Annotated in this window: 21 protein-coding genes; 12 read left to right on the top strand and 9 right to left on the bottom strand. The window is 44.5% G+C overall.

All coding sequences use genetic code 11. The annotated features are described in order from the left end of the window. Window positions 1–29: 29 nt before the first annotated feature. From ESZ91_RS08885 to ESZ91_RS08870, 4 genes are all read right to left on the bottom strand, one after another. On the bottom strand, window positions 30–260 hold the full coding sequence (locus ESZ91_RS08885) for a hypothetical protein (protein WP_129226396.1): 231 nt from the start codon (window positions 258–260) through the stop codon (window positions 30–32). Between the two features lie 14 nt (window positions 261–274). Next, the gene (locus tag ESZ91_RS08880; RefSeq protein WP_161971114.1) at window positions 275–637 is read right to left on the bottom strand and encodes a TnpV protein; all 363 of its coding nucleotides are present in this window, start codon (window positions 635–637) and stop codon (window positions 275–277) included. A gap of 811 nt (window positions 638–1,448) precedes the next feature. Continuing rightward, complete coding sequence (locus ESZ91_RS08875; protein ID WP_129226392.1) at window positions 1,449–2,381, bottom strand: tyrosine-type recombinase/integrase; 933 nt, start codon at window positions 2,379–2,381, stop codon at window positions 1,449–1,451. Continuing rightward, complete coding sequence (locus ESZ91_RS08870) at window positions 2,360–3,106, bottom strand: restriction endonuclease subunit S (RefSeq protein ID WP_201270889.1); 747 nt, start codon at window positions 3,104–3,106, stop codon at window positions 2,360–2,362. The genes ESZ91_RS08875 and ESZ91_RS08870 overlap by 22 nt, the downstream gene beginning before the upstream one ends. Between ESZ91_RS08870 and ESZ91_RS08865 the strand changes: the two genes are divergently transcribed. From ESZ91_RS08865 to ESZ91_RS08855, 3 genes are all read left to right on the top strand, one after another. Then, a complete protein-coding gene (locus ESZ91_RS08865) occupies window positions 3,079–3,792 on the top strand; it encodes a restriction endonuclease subunit S (RefSeq protein WP_322788362.1) in 714 nt (237 codons plus the stop codon). The two genes, ESZ91_RS08870 and ESZ91_RS08865, sit on opposite strands and share 28 nt — an antisense overlap. Continuing rightward, entirely contained in the window at window positions 3,771–4,406 is a 636-nt protein-coding gene (locus tag ESZ91_RS08860) for a tyrosine-type recombinase/integrase (protein ID WP_201270888.1), read from the top strand. The genes ESZ91_RS08865 and ESZ91_RS08860 overlap by 22 nt, the downstream gene beginning before the upstream one ends. Before the next feature lie 5 nt (window positions 4,407–4,411). Further along, window positions 4,412–5,086, top strand: coding sequence for a restriction endonuclease subunit S (locus tag ESZ91_RS08855; RefSeq protein ID WP_129226388.1), 675 nt, complete (start codon window positions 4,412–4,414; stop codon window positions 5,084–5,086). On the opposite strand, the gene ESZ91_RS08850 is transcribed toward ESZ91_RS08855, so the two are convergent. The 5 genes from ESZ91_RS08850 to ESZ91_RS08830 form a co-directional block, all read right to left on the bottom strand. Further along, on the bottom strand, window positions 5,079–6,281 hold the full coding sequence (locus ESZ91_RS08850) for a restriction endonuclease subunit S (RefSeq protein WP_129226386.1): 1,203 nt from the start codon (window positions 6,279–6,281) through the stop codon (window positions 5,079–5,081). The two genes, ESZ91_RS08855 and ESZ91_RS08850, sit on opposite strands and share 8 nt — an antisense overlap. Window positions 6,282–6,283: 2 nt before the next feature. Continuing rightward, a complete protein-coding gene (locus ESZ91_RS08845; RefSeq protein WP_129226384.1) occupies window positions 6,284–7,888 on the bottom strand; it encodes a type I restriction-modification system subunit M in 1,605 nt (534 codons plus the stop codon). 4 nt (window positions 7,889–7,892) lie between these two features. Continuing rightward, window positions 7,893–10,832, bottom strand: a complete 2,940-nt coding sequence (locus tag ESZ91_RS08840) for a type I restriction endonuclease subunit R (RefSeq protein WP_129226382.1) — start codon at window positions 10,830–10,832, stop codon at window positions 7,893–7,895. Then, window positions 10,813–11,418 (bottom strand): restriction endonuclease subunit S domain-containing protein, encoded by a 606-nt coding sequence (locus tag ESZ91_RS08835; protein WP_129226380.1) that lies wholly within the window; start codon window positions 11,416–11,418, stop codon window positions 10,813–10,815. Before ESZ91_RS08835 ends, ESZ91_RS08840 begins: the two co-directional genes overlap by 20 nt. Before the next feature lie 242 nt (window positions 11,419–11,660). Continuing rightward, entirely contained in the window at window positions 11,661–13,883 is a 2,223-nt protein-coding gene (locus ESZ91_RS08830; RefSeq protein ID WP_129226378.1) for a transglycosylase domain-containing protein, read from the bottom strand. 129 nt (window positions 13,884–14,012) lie between these two features. Here ESZ91_RS08830 and miaB point away from each other — a divergent pair, with 129 nt between their 5' ends. The 9 genes from miaB (at window position 14,013) to ESZ91_RS08785 (ending at window position 24,779) form a co-directional block, all read left to right on the top strand. After that, window positions 14,013–15,335, top strand: coding sequence for a tRNA (N6-isopentenyl adenosine(37)-C2)-methylthiotransferase MiaB (gene miaB, locus ESZ91_RS08825; RefSeq protein WP_129226376.1), 1,323 nt, complete (start codon window positions 14,013–14,015; stop codon window positions 15,333–15,335). 18 nt (window positions 15,336–15,353) lie between these two features. Then, on the top strand, window positions 15,354–17,942 hold the full coding sequence (mutS, locus tag ESZ91_RS08820; protein ID WP_201270887.1) for a DNA mismatch repair protein MutS: 2,589 nt from the start codon (window positions 15,354–15,356) through the stop codon (window positions 17,940–17,942). 9 nt (window positions 17,943–17,951) lie between these two features. After that, window positions 17,952–19,850 carry a DNA mismatch repair endonuclease MutL gene (mutL, locus tag ESZ91_RS08815; protein WP_129226374.1) on the top strand — a complete coding sequence of 633 codons (1,899 nt, stop codon included), beginning with the start codon at window positions 17,952–17,954 and terminating at the stop codon, window positions 19,848–19,850. Then, a complete protein-coding gene (miaA, locus tag ESZ91_RS08810) occupies window positions 19,850–20,770 on the top strand; it encodes a tRNA (adenosine(37)-N6)-dimethylallyltransferase MiaA (RefSeq protein ID WP_161971112.1) in 921 nt (306 codons plus the stop codon). The genes mutL and miaA overlap by 1 nt, the downstream gene beginning before the upstream one ends. Continuing rightward, window positions 20,749–21,966 carry a methionine gamma-lyase family protein gene (locus ESZ91_RS08805; protein WP_129226370.1) on the top strand — a complete coding sequence of 406 codons (1,218 nt, stop codon included), beginning with the start codon at window positions 20,749–20,751 and terminating at the stop codon, window positions 21,964–21,966. Before miaA ends, ESZ91_RS08805 begins: the two co-directional genes overlap by 22 nt. 76 nt (window positions 21,967–22,042) lie before the next feature. After that, window positions 22,043–22,636: a hypothetical protein gene (locus ESZ91_RS08800; RefSeq protein WP_129226368.1), complete on the top strand. Its 594-nt coding sequence runs from the start codon at window positions 22,043–22,045 to the stop codon at window positions 22,634–22,636. Further along, the gene (locus ESZ91_RS08795; RefSeq protein WP_161971111.1) at window positions 22,614–22,958 is read left to right on the top strand and encodes a spore germination protein GerW family protein; all 345 of its coding nucleotides are present in this window, start codon (window positions 22,614–22,616) and stop codon (window positions 22,956–22,958) included. The genes ESZ91_RS08800 and ESZ91_RS08795 overlap by 23 nt, the downstream gene beginning before the upstream one ends. Further along, a complete protein-coding gene (locus ESZ91_RS08790) occupies window positions 22,951–24,057 on the top strand; it encodes a D-alanyl-D-alanine carboxypeptidase family protein (protein ID WP_129226364.1) in 1,107 nt (368 codons plus the stop codon). The genes ESZ91_RS08795 and ESZ91_RS08790 overlap by 8 nt, the downstream gene beginning before the upstream one ends. Window positions 24,058–24,074: 17 nt before the next feature. Beyond that, window positions 24,075–24,779 carry a pseudouridine synthase gene (locus ESZ91_RS08785; protein ID WP_129226362.1) on the top strand — a complete coding sequence of 235 codons (705 nt, stop codon included), beginning with the start codon at window positions 24,075–24,077 and terminating at the stop codon, window positions 24,777–24,779. Window positions 24,780–24,947: the final 168 nt, after the last annotated feature.

Below are 24,947 nucleotides of genomic sequence, written 5' to 3'. Positions count from 1 at the left end.
TTACGCAAACACGCTAAGAAGGGGAAAGATTACTTATTTTGCGTTGTGTTACTCAGTTCTCGCTTTAACGCTTCGTATCCTTCCACAATTAACCTAACTTTCGTTATGTTGTTCACCCGAAGAAACTCATTTATTTCATCATATAGGGCACGTGGAATCATCGTTCCAAAATTGCCGCTCGTTTGTTTTCTTCTTTCCTTGTGCTTTTCTTCATACTTCCTGCGGGTTATGCGTCTTGATGAGTCTTCCTTTCGTTCCATAGTTGCAATACTCCTTATGCGTAAACGATTTCGTTTAAGATTTCTTCTTCAATACGGTCTTGCATTTCTTTTATTCGTCTGACGTCTTCTAAATAATTGCCTGTCCGTTTGTATTTTTCATCTTTAGACAATTTGTCGTACATAACAGAATAAAGTTCTTCCGCTTGCCTGTCTATTCCGTGAAGATAATCGGGAAGATCGCCGCCGAGCACCCAATATTTTCCGACATTATGCTCTTGCAAATAGATTTTGGCAAGCGTACCGTATTTGCCGTAAACGTGTTTTATCGGTTTTACAATACTTTGATACACTTTGATTTCTTCAACCGTTAAGCCTTCACCGTTTTGGGCTTTCATTAAAATTTCGTCGTTATTCATAGCAAAACTCCTCATTAAACATTATCGTATCTATACGACAATATTATTTTATCGTATTCACTTATCGAAGTCAAGCTCTTTTCTGTGAACAAAGGCATAAAGAGTGCAAAATTTTTGTTTTAGGGTAGTGATTTTTTTCGTTTTGAGAAAAGTCGGTTTCCGACTTGTTCAAACCTGCGATTTTCCGATAGTTTGGAAAATCCTTATCCTGCTTGTTTTTTGATGCCGAATAACTAACTATTTTCTTGCTGATTTCGTGTTATTATCCTTTGATAATTCTTTAACTTGTGTTTGGTTTCATCGTTTTCGCTCCTTATTTCGTTTGTTTTTTTCTGTTATCCCTTTATGAGCAACAGCCGAGAAACTTCTCTCTACTATTATTGGAAAGTTGCCGACTGTCTGGCGGGGTATTTTACAAGAATTTTTCCAAACTCCCTTCACTATATATGGACATTCTAAAGCCATTTTGTTAGGGTATTTTACAAAAGTTTTTCTAAACCTCCTTCACTATAATTGGAAAGTTGTCGCAATAAATACAAGGTTTTATAAAACTTTTTTATCCTCTATAGACAATAAGCCATAAGCACGCCTTGATACTTATTCGGACACTTTGAAATACCCCCTCACTATTATTGGAAAGTTTTAAGCCGTTTGTTGGGGTGTTTTTGAAAAAATTCATAATTTTTTCACATAGGACAAACATTGGCTGGTTAAATTTTCCCGCATTTATGTTAGAAATTTCAACGCAAAAACTTCTTTCTTCTTCATAAAAGAACAGGAAGTCTGATAAGATCAAACTTCCCGTTTCGCTTTAAGTATTCTTTATCTTTCTAAACATTTTATCAATGCACTTCTTTTTCTGTTCGTAATTCGGATGCACATAGAGATTGAGAGTTGTACTTATATTAGAATGACCTAAAATTACGCTGACTGTTTTATAGTCGCATTTACTCTCAATACACCGAGTTGCAAAACTGTGGCGAAGTCCGTGAAATTTAATTGGCGGTATTCCTAATTTATCAAGCAACTTTTTATAGTAGTTACGATATGTTCGCGGTTCGGTTGGCGTTGCCTCATTAGTCAAAACGAAATAATCGTTGTTGACGACCTTTTTTAGTGGCTTTAAGATTTCATAAAGGTCTTTAATCATCGGAATATCTCGCATTGACGTTGCTGTCTTAGGCGTGTCAATTAACAGTTCCGTCTTCTTTATGCCGTTTTCCTTAACATAAATCCGCTGGATTGTTTTCCTGATATGTATAACACCGTTTTCCGTGTCGATATCATCCCAAGTTAAAGCACATATTTCGCCGATACGAATGCCCGTGCTTAAACAAATGAAGATACCGAGATTGCGAAACGTGAAGTTATCTTCTACAAACCGCATAATTTTCTTTTGGTTTGTGATGGATAACACTTCAAGTTCCTGCCGTTCCCGATCTGTCGGGAAGATAACGTCAATCGGAGCATAGACACAATAGTTTTTCTTTGCCCCGAATTTAAGAATCATCCGCAAAACGATAAGCATATCTTTAATCGTTTTTTGCGAAAGCCCTCCGTTCAACTTCTGCAAGACAAAATCTTGCACGTCCTTTTCGGTAACTGCTGTGAGATTACCGAACGCCGGCTGTAAGTGTGTTTCAACGATAAGAGAGTATGCTGCAAACGTTGATTTCTTCACGAACTGCCTTTTTTCTTCCTTCCATAAGCCTGCTATTTGGCTTATGTTTTTTTCTGTGACCATAATCGTTTTACCTCCTTGAAAATAGTCCACATAAATTTTAGTAAATTATTGAAGAAAGAAAATACGTTTAGGGACAGCGCACTCTCAATTAGTGATAAAAACGATAGCAAAATTTCGATAACTAATGAAAATATTAGCGATTTTCTATGTTTTATGATTTTGTTTTGGACAGCGATTCTATTATCAATCAGTTGAAGAAAATCAGCAATTTTATCCTGTTCGACTTTGCCTGTAATTGCAATCGGGTAACCTGAATATTCTTGCGAATTTATGCCGGGTTGTCCTGACCTCATAGACGTTAATTTAACCCATCTATCATACTTTTTGCTTTTGGTTTGATAATAAATGAAAGTTCCGTTATATTCTGGTTTTATTCTCGCGCGAATCAAAAATCCTGCGAAATATAATTCGCCATCGTTAGGGTTATATAAGTAACTTTTTCCAACGCTTGCACCTGTTCTTGCAAAAAGGATGTCGTTTTCTTTTACAAGATATTTTTGCTCAAATTCGCCATCGGGTGAAGATAATGGATTAGGTATAAAAGCACTCGTTTCTTCGTCGATATCTGTTATTCGGATATATTTATGTTTTCCGTCATATTTTACCGCAGCCGCATTCATTCCGTATTCAAGAGATATTGAGCATTTTCCTATGGTTGAATATTCCCATTCTTGCTCAAACGATTTGAATCTCAAAGTTGGAACATAACAAACATAATTTCTCAAAAGTTCCAACTTTGAGATTCAACGAATTTACAACAAATTGGCAAAGTACAACTCTTAAAAATGTTTGTGAATATAGGAAAATCCGTAGGACTACCGAAAAGAAAAACTATGTTTCCACGGAAAATATTATGCAAAATTTTCAAGGAGTAGAGAGATTTATATCCGCAGAGTACATTTCGGGTGATGGGTTCAATAAAAACGATATTCTTATGGGGAATATTCGTCCTTATCTCAAAAAAGTATGTTTTGCAGATTTTGACGGAGTATGCAATGCGGACGTGTTGGTGTTTAACAGCAAGACTATAAATCCCAAATTTCTTTATTATGTGCTTGCTAATGATAATTTCATAAATTACGTAATGAGTTCTGTTAAAGGCTCAAAAATGCCCCGTGGAGATAAAAACTTTATAATGCAATATCCACTTTCTTTACCGAGCGAAACAGAACAATTAAAAATAAGTGATTTTATTGGATGTTTAACAAAACGAATACAAGTCCAAAACAAAATCATAAAACATAGAAAATCGCTAATATTTTCATTAGTTATCGAAATTTTGCTATCGTTTTTATCACTAATTGAGAGTGCGCTGTCCCTAAACGTATTTTCTTTCTTCAATAATTTACTAAAATTTATGTGGACTATTTTCAAGGAGGTAAAACGATTATGGTCACAGAAAAAAACATAAGCCAAATAGCAGGCTTATGGAAGGAAGAAAAAAGGCAGTTCGTGAAGAAATCAACGTTTGCAGCATACTCTCTTATCGTTGAAACACACTTACAGCCGGCGTTCGGTAATCTCACAGCAGTTACCGAAAAGGACGTGCAAGATTTTGTCTTGCAGAAGTTGAACGGAGGGCTTTCGCAAAAAACGATTAAAGATATGCTTATCGTTTTGCGGATGATTCTTAAATTCGGGGCAAAGAAAAACTATTGTGTCTATGCTCCGATTGACGTTATCTTCCCGACAGATCGGGAACGGCAGGAACTTGAAGTGTTATCCATCACAAACCAAAAGAAAATTATGCGGTTTGTAGAAGATAACTTCACGTTTCGCAATCTCGGTATCTTCATTTGTTTAAGCACGGGCATTCGTATCGGCGAAATATGTGCTTTAACTTGGGATGATATCGACACGGAAAACGGTGTTATACATATCAGGAAAACAATCCAGCGGATTTATGTTAAGGAAAACGGCATAAAGAAGACGGAACTGTTAATTGACACGCCTAAGACAGCAACGTCAATGCGAGATATTCCGATGATTAAAGACCTTTATGAAATCTTAAAGCNAAATCAATAGTCCATTTGCAAGCAGATGAACTGAAAAAGATTTTTATTGCATACCCAACCATCGAGGAGCAACAAAAAATATCGGGGTTCATTGATAAAATTGACGAGCGCATAGAAGTCCAAAACAAAATCATTAGCAAGTATGAAACCCTAATTAAAGGACTTTGCGATAAAATCTTTAGACACGATAAATCGGTTTGTTTGTTCGATTTAGTAAAATGTAAGACTTCAACATTGCAAGAAAATGAAGTCGCAACATATTATAACGGCAAATATAAAGTTTTTGGTGCGAGTGGAATAATAGCAACCATTAACAAATATCAATTTGAAGAAGACGGTATCTTGGTATTGAAAGACGGTTCAAAAGCAGGGAAAATTCAATATGCCGAGGGTAAATATTCTGTTGTTGGAACGTCTGTTGTTTTAATCCCTAACAATGCCGATGACGCAAGGTATTTGTATTTTGCAATGCTGTCGATTGATTTTGATAAATATAAAGTCGGTTCTGGCATTCCGCATATATATTTCAAAGATTATTCTTGTGAACGAATTTATTATCCAAATTCAGCGTTGAGAATAAGGATTGCAAAAGTGCTTGATGCCTATGAACAAAAGGTTGAAATAGAAAAAGAAATGCTTTCGGCTTTGCAAAAGCAAAAAGCATTTCTCTTACAGTCAATGTTTATATAAACATTTTTGAGAGCAGATATTTTTTCTGCTCTTTTAATTTCTGTAATAGCATCCTTTCACAAGCGATTTTTTCATCTAAAACAGTTAAAAGAGCAATTCTCTTTTCTTGATGATTTATCTCTGGAATATGACAGATAATGCTGTTCAAATCTTTCAAATATGCACAATCCATAGTCCCCTTGACGGTAATACGTCTAACTTGCCCCCTAAAATAGGTTGTTTTCATATAGTAATAGAGATATTCCGTCATAACAATAGGCGATGGGACGATACCTAAAACGCCTTGTTTTGTCGCAATGGGATATGTGTTTATGGAAATTCGCCCGATTGTAGCGCCATTAGAAAAAATCACAGAGTTAGACGGAATAAGCCAAGCCGCCGATTTTTCTAGTCCCAAATACGTTATGTAATCTGAATTTCTTTTTATATATTTTTGAGATAAGTCATCTATTTTGATAAATGGTATTGTTCCATTTTCGTAGTAACTATCATTATCTGTCGTAGGCGTTCCGCCTTCACCTGCTTTCAGATATAAATCCTTAAACGTATAATAATTGTCTTCTTTTTTATTGAGTAAACAATCTATAATTCCTTTAATTAGGGTTTCATACTTGCTAATGATTTTGTTTTGGACTTCTATGCGCTCGTCAATTTTATCAATGAACCCCGATATTTTTTGTTGCTCCTCGATGGTTGGGTATGCAATAAAAATCTTTTTCAGTTCATCTGCTTGCAAATGGACTATTGATTTTCCTTGTGCTATTCGTGCAATATCATATTTTCTGACCGAATTTATTTGATTGCTCAAAAATGCACCGTCTAAATCGCTGCGAATAACGGTTAAATCGCCACCCAGTAAAATATCGTCGTAAGGAATGCAGACTGACGTCGCAATATCTTCGGCTGTTTCACCGGAACAAGGAATAATTACATCGTTCTTTTTGCTGTGAAATAACGTAGTTGGATCTAAACTCGTTTTGCTTTTTATTCTTTTTGCGATTGCGGTTTTATACGTCGTATAAAGTTCTCCATATAGAATGCACGGAGTTCCGTCACTTGACAAATTTTCCTTTGAAATGCCGTATCCTTTACGGAAAGTGCAGACCTTGCCCATAGACGAAACTTGCCATTCGCCACTGTAATTAGGAAATCTCAAAGTTGGAACATTAGGGGTTGTTTCGTTGCTTTTCGACATAATTAGTCCTCCAAAATTCCGAGTTCTTTCAGGTATTTGTCAATCTCCGCGTCAAGACTTGCACGTTGGCTTTCAAGGTCTTTTATTTCCGCCATAACGGCTTTGATATCAATTTCTTCTTCCTCTTCAAACGTATCAACGTAACGGGGTATGTTAAGGTTATAATCGTTACTTTCGATTTCTTCCATAGTCGCAACGTGGCAGAATTTATCTATATCTTTACGCTCAACGTAGGCATTTACGATACGGTCGATATCGTCAGAAGAAAGTTGGTTCATATTTTTGCCCGGCGTAAAATACTTACTTGCGTCGATAAAGCAAATGTTGCCGGCGTTGCCGTTACGGTATTTACGCAAAACAAGGCAGCATACGGGAATACCCGTGCCGTGGAAAAGGTTTGCGGGTAAACCGATTACGGCATCGAGAACGTTCAAATCCTTTATCAAATATCTGCGGATAGTATCTTCACTTCCGCCACGGAACAAAACGCCATGCGGCAGAAGAACCGCAACACGTCCGTCATCGTCCATATGATAAACCATATGTTCAACAAAAGCGAAGTCCGCTTTGCTTGACGGAGCAAGTTTTCCTGCGCCGCTGAAACGTGGATCGTCAAGGAATGAAGATGCTGCCGACCACTTTGCCGAGTAGGGCGGATTTGCAACCTGAACGGTAAATTTAGTCGTGCCGAAATTATCCTTTTCAAGTGTGTTGTCGTTGAAAAGATTGAAGTATTGATACGGAACGTCGTGCATTAACATATTCATACGAGCAAGGTTGTAAGTTGTTCCGTTGAGTTCTTGTCCGTAGTAATGACCTACGGCGTGTTCTGCCGTTCCACCGTTTGCGATAACTGCTTTGCGAACTTCCAAAAGCATAGAAGCCGAGCCGCAAGTGGGATCGCAAACACTTTTAACGGATTTCAGTCCGACGGTCGCAAGTTTACTGCAAAGTTCGGAAACAGCACTCGGCGTAAAGAATTCGCCGCCTTTTTTACCGCTGTCGGAGGCAAAAAGACCAATCAAAATCATATAAGCCGTTCCGAGAACGTCAAATTGAGCGTCATCGTAGGAAAACTCAATATCGTTTACACGGTTTATAACCTTTGCAATTTGCTTTGTGCGGTCGGAAACTTCTTTGCCCAAGTCTTTATCTTTCAAATCCATTGCGTCGAAAATACCGTCAAATGCGGCTTCCGATTTCTGACCGAGAGTAGATTGCTGAATAGACGCGATGGCTTTTTCGAGATAGTCAACCGAAAATACTTTGCCGTCGTATTTACCCGCAATCATATTGACGATATAGCCGAAACTATATTCGGGGCGAATGATATAACCAAGACTGTCAAGAGAATACTTGTCGAGAGCGGCAAGCAATTCTTCATTGTTGGACGCGAGAGCGTCGGCATAAGTCATACCGTCGTTTTTAAGTATTTCTTCCATATACTTTTCCGTCTTTTCGGAAAGGAAACGGTAGAAGATGATGCCGAGAATATAGTCCTTAAATTTGCTCGCGTCCATAGTGCCACGCAAATCGTTTGCGATAGCCCAAAGTTTATTAGAAAGTTCCTGTGCTTGTTGTTTATGAAGTTGGATATCTGTTGCCATAATTTTATACTCCTTCGGCTCTGAATTTTTCGTATTGTTCTTTAACAAATTCTTCTATTTCGGACGACAATTTGATTGTTTTAAGTAGTCCGTATCCTTTTTGACTTAATCTCTTTCGGATATCTTCAAGACTGATAACGTGCTTGAACTGATATTCCGACATAAATGACTTGATGGTATCGACGTCAATGCCTGTTTCTTCTGCAAACATTTCGATATCCATATTCTGCTGTTGAACTTCAAATTCTTCATATGCTTTTACGATATCTTCGTCCGGCGAAAGACTGAAAAACTTTTCCGTAACGAAACGCTTTAACATTTCCTGTTTTGCTCTCAATCTCTCGTTGTCTGAACGTTCGATTTCTCGCAAAATCAAGTCAATAGAGCGTTTTTTCTCGTTTTCGTCTTTCTTGATTACGTCTTTTAACAGGTTGAGAATGTAAACGACGTTGATTTTATCCGTGCGGATAAGTTCGATATTGAAGTCGATATCGACAAGCGTTGTTTTGACGTTTTTCTCTCTATCTTTCTTTGCTAAATCGTAGTAGTAGAGATACCACGATTTATATCCCAAGAACTCGTCTTCGTCCAGGACGTTTACAAGGTCGTTCCACTCGAATTTTGAGAATGTTTTTAACGTAGAAAGCGTTTGCGCAACCAAACGGAAAGCAACGATAAACTTTCTTTGGTCGTCTTCGGATTGCAATCTGCCCGCAATATCGTAAGACGGTGCAATGTTACGCAAGACTGCAACTCTGTCGGCATATTCGGCAACGTAATAATCGTAATTTTCAAGCAAATATGCGTTCGGATTGCCATCGCCCGAAAACAGTTTAAGGGCTTTGTCCTGTTCGTCTTTGATATTACGGAATGTGATTATTTGCCCGTACTGCTTTGTTTCTTTGTAAATACGGTTCGTGCGGCTGTATGCCTGAACGAGAGAATGCCAGAATAAAGGCTTATCCAAATATAACGTGTTAAGCGGCTTTGAGTCAAATCCCGTTAAGAACATATTTACAACAAGCAAAATATCAATCTGCGGAACTTCTTTTTGTTTCAAACGTTTCGCAATATCCTTGCGGTAAGCGTCGAACGTATCAAGACCGAAAGACAGTTTTTCTTTACCGTCAGAGAACATTTCGTTGTAGTCCTTGATACATTGTTCCAAAAACTCTCTCGATTGCGGTGTGTCTGCGCCTTCGTCCATATCTTCGTTTGCCGCATAAGTAAATATTGCCGCAATCTTCAAGCCTTTTTTGTTCAACTTCTTGAAAGCAGTGTAATACTTTTGAAGAAGCGGTACTGACTGAATTGCAAAGAGCGACGTATAGGTGTCCGTACCGATTTTCGTATGCTTTTCGTAATGTTCCAAAATGTTATTTGTAACGAGTTCGATACGTTGCTGGTCGCTATAAATGTTTGAAATATCAATATTGTTACGCTTGCAGTATTCTTCGAGATTGAAATTCGGATTATTGCTTTGCTCGTGAACGATACGCCTTACCGTCATATCGGCTGCGTTTGTCGTAACAATGTTGAATGTGTTTTGATATTCGACAGAGAATTTCAAAACGTTGCCGTCTGCGATGGCTTCCTTGATAAGATACTTATGCAAACAAGCGTCCATATTGCCGGCGTTAAATATATCTGCCGTTGTCTGACCTGTTGCTCCTTTGTTTTCTTCAAAAATAGGTGTTCCCGTAAAGCCGATAAAGTTAGCGTTCTGGAAATTTCTGCGAATATCACCGTGCATTTTACCGAACTGACTTCTATGACATTCGTCGATAACAAACACACATTTTTTCGTCTTGTACGTTTCCATAATAGCCTTATATTTCTCGTTACGAAGTGCGCAAGCGAGTTTCTGAATGGTCGTAACAAGCATTTTTTCGCCGCTGTTTTTCAAACGCTTAATGAGTTCCGCGGTTGAATCGGTGTTATCGACGCAATCTTCTTCAAATGAGTTGTATTCGTCAACGGTCTGGTCGTCCAAGTCTTTGCGGTCAACCAAAAAGAAAACTTTATCAATTCTGCCGTTATCACGGAGAAGGGACGCGCACTTGAAAGAAGTAAGTGTTTTACCTGAACCGGTTGTATGCCAAACATAGCCGTTTCGGTTTTCTTCCAACACACGACGTAAAACTGCTTTTGTTGCGTAAATCTGATACGGACGCATTACGATAATGTTTTTCATCGTGTCTTGTAACACGGTATAGTCCGTCAATAAAGCAGTTATATTGAATTTCGTGAAGAAATCGTCCGTGAACTCGTTGAGTTGATTGATACGCTCGTTATTTGCGTCCGTCCAGAAGAAAGCAAGACTTTTCAGTATGGCTTTGTATGTACCGTCCGCATTCGTTTCGTTTTCATTAGCAAAATATTTCGTCTGAATAGAGTTTGAAACGACGAAACATTGAATGAAATGGAACAGCCCTCTGAACGAATACCTACGATAGCGGTTTATCTGATTGATTGCTTCGTTGATTTCAACACCGGGGCGTTTCAATTCAATCTGAACAAGCGGTAAACCGTTAATGAGAACCGTAACGTCGTAACGATTTTTATAAACGACTTCATTCATATGGTCTTTATCCATCGTTACTTGGTGCGTAACCTGATAAATATTGCGGTCTATGTCTTTCGACAAAAACTCAATATAGATACGCTTGCCGTTGTCTAATTCCAAAACCTGCTTATCGCGCAAAATTTTTGCCGACTCGTAAACGGTTTTGTTTTCAATTTGTGTGCGAAGTCTGTCAAATTCAGCAATCGACAGTTCTGCAACGCCTTTGCCCTTGATGATTTCTTCTTTATTGAACTCTTCAAGTTGTGTCTTGAAGTTCAGCATAACTTCGGTGTAGTTCTTTAATTCGACATATTTGTAACCGATAGTCCCTAATCTTTCAATAAAGAGATTTTCAACTTCATACTCGCTTATCGCCATTTTGCAACTCCTTTTCAAATATTTTCATTAACTGTTGTGTTAAAATGTCCGTTTTTTTCGTTTCTATTGAATGTGTCAGTCTATCCCGCTGCCGTTTCAGTTCGCTTATCTTACCGATTGTTCGTTGCGTTTCGATAGGTAGTAGCGTTACTTCAAAACTTTTCAGCATACTTAACGGAATAATAGATACGGCGGTTGTGGCTTGTTTTAACTTTTTTAATTGTTTAAGTGCCGCTGTATTATTGTTGATAAACCAACATAAATAGTAGGGATCAACTTCCGACATATCATTTATTCGTATAATAGCAAGATTTGAAAGAATGAGTTTGTCAGCACGATTTCTTTCAATCACGATTGCTTTGCCCGAACTCAATCCGACAACTACGTCGTATTCTTTTGTTAAAGAATACGTCCCGATTTTATCGCCTTGAACGGTTATATATTTTGCGATAGGCAAATCGTCTGAAACGTTAACAATGTAGTTAAGTTCTTGCATTGTAATCGTTTCAATGGATTGACCTGTTGTAACTTCTATTCGTGTCGGAATGTTACCTTGAATTATATTTGCGAGAGATTGTAGTTCCACTTGACACACATCCTTTTTTGAAATTTACATAAATATCATACCACAAGAAAATTGATTTGTCAAGGACTTTTAATGTTAAAATTTTGAAATTTAATTAAATTTCCTTTTTGCGACGCTATTTAGCATAACAAAAGACTCGAAGTTGTGAAACTTCGAGTCTTTTGCCACTTGCAGGTGTCCCCATTAAATTAATTGATTATTTTATAATCCCTAATGGGGACACGAAAAAAGCCTCTCTTTTTTTAATCAAGAATATCGTCCAGAATTTTATCGTAATTTTGTTTGCTTTTTGTGTAGACGGTAGGGAGTACGACGCTCTTGCCGTATACGAGATCGCCTTCGGAGTTTTTCACGTAAGGGGTCACTGTATACGTATACTTTTTGTTTTTCACTGTATTTCTGTCTGTAAAATGTTCTTGATATTTTCCGTCATAAATTGTTTCAGTTTTACCGTCATATTGTCTTTTTATTAAATATGAATAGTACTCTGCATGACATAAATCAATTATTACATTGCCGTCTTTATATCGGATCGAGGGCGTCTGGATCTGCGGGCTTGTAAAGCGCGCGGAACTTTCCTGCGGGATCTTATCGGATTTGAAAAGATCGGTGACGACGTATTCCGTCGGCGCGTATTCGTCGGCGAGCACGATGCGATGATTGTTTTCATATTCGAATTTATCGAGTTTTAAAGATACGAGTTCGCCAGGTACTTCAAAACGGCTCGGCGCGCTGTCGGCATAAATTTTTTTGTGCAGAAGATATGCGTAGTGACAGGGCAGTCCGCCGCCCGTGACGTCGGTCACGGTGTTGTCGTAATTGCCCATCCAGACGGCAACCGTGTCTTCCGGGGTGTAGGAAATCGTGTAGGAATCCGTGTTTCCTTTTTCCGTGCCGCACGTTCCCGTTTTTGCGCAGACGGGAAAGGGAAGGTTCGAAAGTTTTTTCGCCGTTCCCGTTTTGGCTGTTTCGTATAAAATATCGTTGATCATGCCGACGGTATCCTTGCCGAAAACTTTTCGCGATGCGATCTCCGCCGTGTAGAGCACGTTCCCCCGACTGTCTTCGAGTTTTTTAATAAAGCGCGGCTGAGCGAAAAAACCTTCGTTTGCAAAGACGGTGTACGCGCCCGCGAGTTGCGTCAGGGTGTAGCCGCGGCTCATGCCGCCCAGCGCCAGGGCGAGGTGTTTATCTTCGTCTTTTAACGGCAGATTCATTTCCCGCAGATAATGTTCGCTTTTTTCGATGCCTAAATCGTTCAGAATTTTTACGGCGGGCACGTTCAGGCTGCGGGAAAGCGCGGCGCGCGCGCTCACGTAACCGTTGTAAACGTCGTTGTAATTGGACGGGGAATAACCGCCGAAATCAATTTTTTCGTCCAGAATCGGGGTTGCGGGCACGATCCTGTTTTCTTCGAATGCGGGCGCGTACACGGCGAGCGGCTTGATGATGGAACCGGGCTGTCTGCTGCTGTTGCCTTCGGTAGAATAAAATGCTTTGACGCCGCGCGTCTTGTTGTCGAGAATTACGATGCTTTTGCCCGAACGGTCGGCTGTGGTTTTCAGTTCTTCCGCGTATTTTTGCAGGGGGGCATCCATGTAAGTGTAAATTCTGCACCCGTCCAGAATGGCGTACGGGGAAACGCTGAGAACGTTTTCCAGTTCGTCGTACACGCTCTGTATATACGTCTGCGATTTGATGGCGTTGTCCGACTTTTCGGGGATAGGACTTTCCTTGGCGATTTTTGCCTCGCTCTCGCTGAGGTATCCGTATTCCTGCATCTTCGTCAGAACAAGGTTGCGCCTTTGCAGACATTTTTCGGGATGATTGAAAGGGGAATACGTGTTGGGCGCTTTGATGAGCGCGGCGAGGAGCGCGGATTCCGCGACTGTCAGATCTTTCGCCTCTTTATCGAAATAAAAATCGGCGGCGCTGGCGATCCCGAAACAACTGTGCCCGAAATAAATGGTATTGAGATACATTTCCATGATCTCGTCTTTGGAATACTTTTTTTCCAGTTTGACGGTCAGTTTGATCTCTTTGAGTTTTCTGGAAATGGTCTTTTCGTTGGTGAGGTGAGTATTTTTGATCAATTGCTGACTGATGGTGGACGCGCCTTCCTTGTAGGAGCGGCTTTTCAGGTTGTTGAAAAAAGCCTTTCCCATTCTTGCGACGTCCAGGCCGTGGTGCTTATAAAAATTTTTATCTTCGATGGATACGAAGGCGTTTTTCAGATGATCGGAAAGCGCCTCTATTTTTACGCTTTTATTCGCCTTGTTCGCGGAGATCTGTGCGATCTCGTTTCCGCCGTTGTCGCAGATCACGATATTGTTTTCGGATAAAGTCAGCTTTTCTTCGTTGAGTTTGCTGTCTTTGGTCGTGATCAGAAAAAAAGCCGCGGCCACAGCCGTCAGAACGAGCAGCGAACACAGGCCGATGATAAATATTTTCCTCAAAACTTTCATAGTCAACCCTTTTACGTTAGTATAAGAAAAAAAATAAAAATTATTTAACCATTCTATTTTTGAATAACTTGAAAAATTTCCGAAAAAAAGTTATAATGGAATCTGAAATATCATTGCTTACGGAAAATTATGAACGAGAAACATTATCATATCATTACATACGGCTGTCAGATGAACGTGCACGAATCGGAAAAAATCGCGGGCACGCTGAAAAAGATGGGCTACGAGCCTGTTGCTGACAGCGAAGACGCGGATATCGTCGTCTTTAATACCTGCTGTATCCGCGAAAACGCGGAAAATCACGCTTATGGAAACATCGGCGCCCTGAAAAAACTCAAAAAATCCAAAAAAGATCTTTTGATCGCGGTGGGCGGCTGTATGACGCAGCAGCCGGGCAAGGCGGAAGAACTGAAAAAGAAGTTTCCTTTCGTCGATATCGTATTCGGGACGCACAATCTCGACGAATTGCAGAAACTCGTCGAGTTGAAATTGAAACGCAAAAAATCCGTCGTGGACGTGTGGGAAAAGGAAGGGGAGATTTCCGAAAAAGACAAGCCTTTCCGCACCAGTTACCCGAACGCCTGGGTGAATATCATGTACGGCTGCAATAATTTCTGCACCTATTGCATCGTGCCGTATGTGCGCGGAAGGGAACGCAGCCGCCGTCCCGAACATATCGTTGCGGAAGTGAGATCCTTGCTCGACGAAGGGTATAAGGAGATTACGCTGTTGGGGCAGAACGTCAACTCGTACGGGAACGACGCGGACGGCGCTTTCAATTTCCCCGATTTGTTGCGGGAAATCTGCCAAGACAAGCGTAAGTTCCGACTCAGGTTTATGACGAGCAACCCCAAAGATTTCACCGAAGATCTCGTCGCCGCCATTGCCGAAAACCCGCAGATATGCCGCCTCGTGCATCTTCCCGTGCAGGCGGGCTCCGACCGTATCCTGCAAAAAATGAACCGTAAATACACATTCGACGAATATCTCGATAAAGTAAAAATGTTGCGGAAACGCATTCCCGATTGTCAGATCACGACCGATATTATGGTCGGCTTTCCCACGGAAACGGAGGAGGACTTTCAAAAGACGCTGGATCTCGTCGATGCCGCCGATTTTTCCACGGCGTTCACCTTTGTGTATTCCCGTCGGTCGGGCACCGTTGCCGCAGAAATGGAAGGCCAGATCCCGGAAGACGTGCAAAAAGACAGGATCATGCGTCTCGTTTCTCTGGTGAATTCGAAAACGCGTGAAAAATCCAAAGAATATTTGGGTAAGATCGTGGAAATTCTCTGCGAGGATTACGACGGGAAAAAGGGTGTTTATCTCGGGCGCGACGAATACGGGCGCATGGGTTATTTTCCTTCGTCCGAAAACGTGGTGGGCAAATTCGTAAACGTGAAAATTACTGAAGCATCGGGCGTATCGCTTACGGGCGAGATCGTCCGATAAAGGAAAGAGGTTCAAAAGATGAGCGGATTATCTCCGATGATGAGGCATTACCTTCAGATCAAAGACCAATACAAAGACTGCGTCCTGTTTTATCGCCTGGGCGACTTTTACGAGATGTTTTTCGACGACGCCAAGGAAGTGTCCGCGCTCCTCGATCTCACTTTGACGGGGCGCGACTGCGGTCTCGAAGAGCGCGCGCCCATGTGCGGTATTCCGTTTCACGCCGCGGATACATATATCGCCCGCCTCGTCGCGCTCGGAAAAAAGGTCGCCATCTGCGAGCAACTCTCCGATCCTGCCACGAGTAAAGGCATGGTGGACAGAGACGTGGTGCGCGTCGTTTCGGCGGGTACGCTCATCGAAGATGAACTTTTAGACGAGCGCTCCAACAATTTCATTGCCTGTGCTTATAAAAGCGGCGAAGAGTGCGCCGTCGCATACACCGATATCACGACGGGGGAATTCTGCGTGTCCTCGTTTTCGGGCGGGAATTGCGTGAGCGAGGCGGGAGAAAACCTTGTCAAATTATCGCCCGCCGAAATTATCGTCAACGACGAGTTTTTGCTCGCGGCGCGCGATTGTCCCGTATTGAAATACAATTCGCTCCCTTCGTTTTCCTGTTACGTTCCTTGGGCGTTCACCGTGCGGCGCGCCGAAAACAGCCTTTTGGAACAATTTCAAACGAAAACGCTCGCGCCCTTCGGCATTGCGGGCAAAGATATCGCGATCTCCGCCTGCGGTGCGCTCGTCGAATATCTGCGGGAAACGCAGAAACACGCGCTGAAAAATCTCGACGGTTTGAAATATCTCAACGGAAGAAAGACGATGATGCTCGACAGCATCGCGATCAAAAATCTGGAACTGACGAAAACGCTGTACGAAGGGAAAAAGCGCGGCTCTCTTTTGTGGCTTCTGGATAAGACGCAGACGGGCATGGGGGCAAGGCTGTTGACGAATCTCATACTCAACCCGCTCAATTCGCGGGAAGAGATCTGTTTTCGTCTGGACGGCGTGGAGGAACTTTTCAATGCGACGGTCATACGCATCGGGATCGCCGAAACGCTCAAAGGGATCCGCGATATCGAGAGGATCGCGGGCAAAATTTCCAACAACAATCTGACGCCGCGCGACTGCGAAAATCTTGCGCTTTCGCTTGCAATCGTTCCCAGCCTTAAATTTCAGTTGACGGGTTTTTCTTCGCCCGTTCTGATGAAGATCGTTTCCGAACTGCACGAATTGTCAGAAATACGCGACCTGTTAAAGGCGACCATCGTGGAAAACGCGCCCGTTGCGGTCAAGGACGGCGGCTTTATCCGCGAGGGCTATAATAAGGACCTCGACGAATTCCGCAGGATCCGCGACGGAGGGGCGGGCATGATCGCCGAAATGGAAACGCGGGAGCGCGACGCGACGGGCATCAAAAATCTGAAAATCAAATATAACCGCGTGTTCGGCTATATGATCGAGGTCACGAATTCCTTTAAGGATAAAGTGCCGTATCATTATCAGAGGCGGCAGACGATCGCCAATGCCGAGCGCTACGTGACCGACGAACTCAAAGAGGTCGAAGAAAAGATATTGACTAGCGAGGAGCGCAGCATCAAACTTGAACTTGCGATCTTCGAGGATGTGAAGTCCGCGCTTGCGGACAATATTTCCAAACTCAAAGAACTCGCGCAGGCGATTGCCTTCCTCGATTGCCTTGTATCCTTTGCCGCGGTTTCCAAAGAGCGCAATTACTGCAAACCGCAGATAGGCCCGCTCGGCGGCCCCTTGAAAATCATCGACGGCAGACATCCCGTCGTGGAGGCTCTTTCCAAAGAGCGGTTCGTGCCCAACGATACGACGATGGACGGCAAAGATACTTCGATCATGATCATCACGGGACCGAATATGGCGGGTAAGAGCACTTATATGCGGCAGACTGCGCTCATCGTGCTGATGGCGCACCTCGGCTGTTTCGTGCCTGCAAAGAGCGCGGAAATACCCGTGACCGACCGTATTTTTACCCGTGTGGGAGCGAGCGACAATCTGATCCTTGACCAGAGCACGTTTATGGTGGAAATGACCGAAGTTGCCTCCATCATTTTAAACGCGACACCCGATTCTCTGCTGATTTTAGACGAAGTGGGGCGCGGGACGAGTACTTTCGACGGACTTAGTATTGCCTGGGCGGTTTTGGAACACCTCGCGCAGAAGATCAAAGCAAAGACGCTTTTTGCCACGCATTATCACGAACTCACGGAACTGGAAGATAAGATCGAGGGTGTCAAAAATTATAAAGTTACGGTAAAAGAGGCCGCGGGGACGGTGATCTTCCTGCGTAAGATCATGCGCGGCGGCGCTAATAAGAGTTTCGGGATCGAGGTCGCAAAACTGGCGGGCGTTCCTGCGGAAGTGACAGCGCGCGCCAAAGAGATCCTCAAAAAATTGGAGAAAAACGATATTGCGCGCGGCGCGGCGCAAACGGAAGAGATCGCCGTTTCCGAAGAGGAACCGAGCCTTTCCGAAATCGAAAAAATCTTATCCGAATTGGATCTTGATAATCTCTCTCCCATGCAGGCGTTTATGGTCTTATCCGACCTTTCCGAAAAAGTCAAAAGATAAAGGAGTTTTATGGCAAAGATCAATATTCTGGACAGTTCCGTTTTTAACCGCATCGCCGCGGGCGAGGTGGTGGACCGCCCGTATTCTGTGGTAAAAGAATTCGTCGAAAACAGCATCGACGCGGGCGCGACGAGTATTTCTATCGAGATCGAGCGGGGCGGAAAGGACAGGATCTGCGTATCCGACAACGGCTCGGGTATTGAAAGGGAAGATTTTACTTCCGCTTTTTTGCCGCACGCGACCAGCAAGATCGCGCGCGTGGAAGATCTCGACGTCATTATGACGCTGGGCTTTCGCGGCGAGGCTCTCGCGAGTATCGCATCCGTGGCGAACGTGACCGTCAAATCCCGCGCGGCGGGCGGCGACTGCGCCTATCAGATCTCATGCAGCGGCGGGAAAATGGGAGAGATCCTGCCTTGTGCGCGCGACGTCGGTACCGAAATATGTGCCGAAAATCTCTTTTTCAATACGCCCGTGCGCGCAAAATTCCTGAAATCGGATAAAGGGGAAGAAGCGGAGATCACCAATTCCGTTTCCCGTTTTATTTTGGGAAATCCTGAAATATCCTTTCGCTACTTTGTGGACGGAAAACTGTGCCTGCAATCGTTCGGCGGAGGACTTGAAGAGGCTGTCGCCGCCGTGTACGGGGCGAGCGTACTTAGAGAATGTTACGAAATAAGCGCCGTCAAACACGGGATTGCTATACACGGCTATGTGGGGAAACCTTCCTTTACCAAAGCAAACCGCACGTATCAGAGCACTTTTGTCAACGGTCGCTACGTCGTTAACGCCACGATCGGTTCCGCCATATCCAACGCCTTTGCTTCTTATCTGATGAAGAGGCAATATCCTTTTTATATTTTATTTATCGATATTCCGCCCGAAGTGGTGGACGTGAACGTGCATCCCAATAAAGCGGACGTGCGTTTCGAAAACAATCAGGTCATTTACGGCAGTATCTATTCGATCATATCGTCTGTGCTCGACGGCAACGCCAGTGCGTTGGAATATATCGTCGGCGTCAAAGAAACGCCGCAAAAACAGGAAATCGAAGTTGTGCAAAATACTATGCCTGACATAAAAAGCATTGAAACGCCCAAAGATGTGCCTTCCGTGATTGCGGAAAAGAAAACCGAGCCTTTGCAGGAAAATTATACTTGGAATTATAGTTATGACCGTGCGCCCGCGCCTATCTGGCTGCATGATTCGGGCAACCGTGAAAATGAAAATTCGAAAGAGCCGCAAAGAGAAGAACAAGCCCCCGACGTTTTCGAGGAAAACAAACGGTTGATCCTCGCTGCGGAACAAAAGGCGAAACAACAGAAAATTATTTTTGAAAATGCAGTTTATCGCGGCTGTCTTTTCCAGACTTATCTTTTGTACGAGTTGGGCGACGACTGTTATTTGATCGATCAGCACGCCGCGCATGAACGGCTGCTGTTTGACCGTTTCCGGGAAGAAATGCGCAAGCGTGCCGTCGTCAAGCAGCCGATGCTGTTGCCGTATGTTCTCACGGTGAACGCGCAAGAGGCCGACTTTTTGACCGACCATTCCAAAGTTTTGGAGGAGATCGGTTTCGAGTGTGAACAATTCGGATCCAACAGTTTCAAAATTTCCACCGTACCGATGGAATTGCAGGACGTGTCGCTCGCGGACTTTTTCGCCGAAGTGCTTAAAAACGTAGGTACGCTGAAAGGCATTCGTCTCAACGAATTGCTGCGCGATAAATTGGCGATGACTGCCTGCAAACATGCGGTCAAGGGCGGTATGGCGCTGACCGATTCGGAAAAGGACAAACTTTTTGAAATGCTCGGCGGCGATATGGGGTTGAAGTGTCCGCACGGCCGCCCGATCGCCGTCAAACTTTCCCGTTACGAGATCGAAAAAATGTTCAAGAGGATCGTGTAGTGGAAACGAAAGCGCTCGTGATCTGCGGGCCGACCGCATCGGGGAAAACGGCGCTTGCCGTTTCGATGGCGAAACGCCTGCAAACGGAAATCATTTCCGCCGACTGTATGCTCGTGTATCGGGGGCTGGATATCGGCACCGCGAAACCTTCTTTGTCCGAACGGGAGGGTATTTTGCATCATATGATCGACGTTGCGGAGCCGACGGATTCGTATTCGGTCAGCGATTACGAAAAAGCGGCGCTTCCCGTCGTCGAAAGTTTATTGCAGAGAGGAAAAACGCCCGTCATCTGCGGCGGTACGGGGTTTTATATCAATGCGCTGCTCTTTGCGCAAAAATTCGGGAACGCGCCGGCCGATGCCGCCGTGCGGTTAAAATATGAAACCATCGCAAAGGAACGGGGACGCGAATACCTGCATTCTCTCCTGCGGGAATGCGATGCGGAAAGCGCGGCGAAACTTCATTATAACGACGTGAAACGCGTCGTTCGCGCGCTGGAAATATTTGAATTGACGGGACGAAAAAAATCCGAACAGAAGGACGAGCCGATCCCTCGGTTTCCCTATGTGGCGGTCTGTCTCGATTATCCGAGAAAGGAACTGTACGAGCGCATCGAAAAGCGCGTAGACGTCATGTTCGGGCAGGGGCTTGTCGAAGAGGTGCGGGCTTTGCTGCGCGGCGGTGTTCCCCCGACGGCGCAAAGTATGCAAGGGATCGGCTATAAAGAAACTATTGAACTTGTTGAAAATCCGAGTTTGCGAAGTACTGTGTCTGACATAATAAAGCAGAATACGCGAAATTATGCAAAACGGCAGATCACTTTTTTCAAAAAACTGCCGAATCTTATCTATCTTGCGCCCGACTGCGCGGATAACGAAAATATCATTATGGAGTATTTATGCAAGGAGCAGAACGGCTGATCGCAAAGAGCGAAGAACAACTGAAAGAAACGTTTCGGAAACTGGATGAAATATCCTATTTCAATCAGGTAAAGGTGATAAAGGCTTTTCATAAAAACCGCGTGGCGCTCCGCCACTTTTCGGGCAGTACGGGCTACGGCTACGGCGACGAGGGGCGCGATACCCTCAATCAGGTTTTTGCGGACGTATTCGGCGCGGAGAGTGCGCTCGTTTCACCCAATATCGTTTCGGGAACGCACGCGCTGACCGTCGGACTGTTCGGCCTTCTGCGCGCGGGCGACACGCTTTTTTCCATTTCGGGAAATCCTTACGATACGTTGCAGGACGTGATCGCGGGCAAAGATACGGGCTCTCTCGCAGATTTCGGGATTTCCTTTGAAAAAGCCGATCTGAAAGACGGCGCATTCGATTATCACGCCATCGAAAATGGACTGAGAAATCCGAAAGTCAAAGTGGTCTTTATCCAGCGTTCCCGCGGCTACGAATGGCGCGACGCGCTATCGCAGGAAAAAATCTCGGAGGCGTGCGCGTTCGTGAGAAAATGCGGCTTTCAAGGCTGTATTTTCGTGGATAACTGCTACGGCGAATTTGTCGAAACGAGCGAGCCGACGCAAAACGGCGCGGACGTCGCGGTGGGTTCTCTCATCAAAAACGCGGGAGGCGGCATCGCGCCTACGGGCGGCTATATCGTCGGACGGCAAAAATACGTCGAAAAAATCGCGGGCAGGCTGACGGCGCCTTCCATCGGCGCGGAGGTCGGTTCCTATTCTGCGGGTTATCAGTATTTTTACCAGGGACTTTTCCTTGCTCCGCACACCGTAAACCAGGCGTTGAAGGGAAGTTTCCTCATCGGCGCCTGTCTCGATCAGATCGGCTATAAAACTTCGCCGTCGCTGGAAAATATGCCGTATGATATCACCCGCGCCATACAGTTCCCTTCGGATACAAAACTGATCGCATTTATCCAGTCGGTGCAGGAGGCGTCGCCCATCGACAGTTTCGTGCAGTTGCAGCCGTGGGATATGCCGGGATATGAGGACCGCGTCATCATGGCGGCAGGCTGTTTCGTGCAGGGAGCCTCCATCGAACTTTCTGCGGACGCGCCCGTCAAGGAACCGTATATCGCTTATTTTCAGGGCGGCCTCACGTACGAACACTGCAAATACGCGCTCACGAAGATCATCGAAAAACTGTAAACGTCAAATTTCGCCCCGCCGAACTTCGGCGGGTTTTTTATTGCATAATTTATGAAAAGACGGAAATACTGCTTGTATGGATGATACGCTTTGCATACTCTCGTTCGTCGGATTTTTAAGTTTTTTGTTTCCGATTTTTTTGAACGTAAATGCCTTTGTCGACGGAAAAGAGAAAAAGGGGTGCTTCGGCATCTATCTGTTCCGTTTTTTCAAAATTTACGGCGGGTACGCCACTTTGTACAAAGAAGGGATCGCCTTTCATCTCACCAAAAAGAAAGCGGTCCTGCTGCCGTATAAAGAGTTGGGAAACACGCGAAAAAAGTTCGAGATCACGGACGGGTTTCAAGTCTATTCGTATCATCAGATCGTCGAAATCGGCAATCGCGAAAACGTCGGCGGGGCGGTTCTTGCCGCTGCGTTTATCGAATCGTTGGCGGGCGCGCTGTTCGCAAGATTTTTTGCGAAAAAAAAATATCTGTCGCTGAAAAGCGGCGTGATGCTGACGCCCGAAAGCGATACTTTAAAAGTATCCGTGAGTATGACCGCGATTTTTAATCTGCTCGTGCTTTCGATGGCGTCGACGAAAATTTTATTGGAGAAGGTAATTGAATATGAGCGTAAAAGGAAAAAACAAAAAAGTAGAAGAAATGGTGGAAACCTCACTTCATAATCTCAACGAACTCGTGGACGTGAACACGGTCATCGGCAAACCGATCGCGACGTCGGGCGGCTATCAGTTGATCCCCGTATCGAAGGTGACGATGGGATATCTTTCGGGTGGCGGCGAATACGGCGAGATCAAAATTTTGAAAGAGGACGAAAACTATCCCTTCGCGGGCGGCTCGGGCGCGGTCGTTTCGTTAAAACCCGCGGGATTCATTCTGGATACGGGCAGCGACTGCCGCTTTATCCACGTGGGCGACGCGCCGCTCGATAATCTCATCGACAAAGCGTCGGAATTGATGGGGAAGTTCGTAAACAAAAATGACTAAAAAGACGGTTTGTTTGCTGACGGCTCTGTTGGCGGGTGCGTTTGCGGTGGGCGCGGCCGCATATTCGCCCAAAGGCGCGAGCGCGGAAAGTTCCTATTCGGAAATCGTGATGGAAGCCGAAAGCGGACGCGTGTTATACGAAAACGACAGCGATAAGGTCATGCCCATGGCGAGCACGACCAAGGTTTTGACCGCGCTCATTATCGTAGAGGACTGCGATCTTTCGGACGTGTTCGAGATCCCCGCCGAGGCATGCGGCATCGAGGGTTCCTCAATCTATCTCGTCGCGGGGGAAAAACTGAAAATATCAGACCTTTTGTACGGGCTGATGCTCCGCTCAGGCAACGACTGCGCGGAAGCGCTCGCGATCTATCACAGCAAGAGCGTCGCGGCGTTTGCCGAAGTGATGAACGAAAGGGCAAAAAAACTCGGCGCTGTGCACAGCCATTTTGTAAATCCGCACGGTCTCCCTGCCGAAAATCACTATACGACCGCGCGCGATCTATGTACGATCGCCTGTGCGGCGATGCGTAATCCCGCGTTTAAAGAGATCGTGTCCACGCAGAAAGTTGTCGTACAGGACGGCGGCAACGGCAACCGCGTGCTCGTGAACAAAAATAAAATGCTGTACCAGTTCGACGGCGCGAACGGCGTTAAAACGGGATATACGAAGATCGCGGGCAGGTGTCTGGTAAGCGGCGCCGAGCGCGGCGGTATGCAACTTGTTTCCGTGGTTTTGAACTGCCATCCAATGTACGAACGCAGCGCCGAAATCCTGGAACAGTGCTTTGCGAAATACAGCCTTGTTTCGCTGTTTGAACCAAAAGAAATGACGCTTCCCACCGAGGTAAAGGGGAAATCCTGCCGCGTGGAGGCGAAAGAAGGTTTTTCTTATCCTTTGGCGGAAGGAGAACTTTCCAAAGTACAGATCCTCTTCGATTTGCCCGAACAGGTGAAACTGCCCGTAAAATGCGGCGACGCGTTGGGTGAAATGCAAATTCTTCTTGAAAATCAGTTGCTTTTTTCGCAAAAAATCGTTAGTATAGAGAATGTGAAAAAGAGCTTTATCGACATTTTACGCGATATCGCAAATAATTAGTTTTTCAAAGAGGATATATGAGGATCAACAAATATCTTGCGGGCTGCGGCGTCGCGGGGCGGCGCGCGTGCGACAAGATTATCGAAGAGGGCAGAGTCAAGATCAACGGAAAAGTCTGCAAATTGGGCGACGAAGTCAAAGAAAATTCCGATGCGGTATTCGTGGACGGGCAGCGTGTATCGATGAAATCCAAACATCAGTATTATCTGATGAATAAACCCAAGGGATGCGTATGCACCGTCAAAGACGACAAGGGGCGCAAGACCGTCATGGATTTTTTGCCCGCGGGCGTGGGCAGAGTTTATCCCGTGGGGCGGCTCGATTACGATACCGAAGGAATGCTGATTTTGACCGACGACGGCGATTTGGCTTTCCGCTTGACGCATCCCAAAAACGAGATCCCCAAAACGTATCTCGTACGGATCGAGGGCACGGTGGGCGAGACCGAACTCAACAAATTGCGCGGCGGCGTGGAGTTGGACGGGAAGACTACGGGCAAGAGCAACGTGCGCATCGTGGAAACGGATAAAAAGTTTACCAAACTGCACGTTACCATTACCGAAGGGAAAAACAGGCAGGTGCGCCGTATGTTCGAAAGTATCGGCAAGAACGTGGACTTTTTAAAGCGTATCAAAATAGGCGACATGGGACTCGGTTCTTTAGAGCGTGGCAAAGTGCGTAAACTGACCGCGGAAGAAGTTTTCTATCTGACCAATATTTAAAAAAGACGGCCGAATATCGGCCGTCTTTTTTTGTATGCGATTAGTAGAGTCGCTTTCTTTTCCAAAAGTATTGCACTTTCTTTGTCGCCGTGGCGGAGCACCTTTTTTCAATTCGTGCTGAATCTGTTCGTTTCCCGTCAAGGGAAAGTCCTGCACGGCAAAAGGGAC

This window comes from Candidatus Borkfalkia ceftriaxoniphila, from assembly GCF_004134775.1.
Taxonomy (GTDB): Bacteria; Bacillota; Clostridia; order Christensenellales; family Borkfalkiaceae; genus Borkfalkia; species Borkfalkia ceftriaxoniphila.
This window is presented reverse-complemented; position numbering and strand designations above follow the sequence as displayed.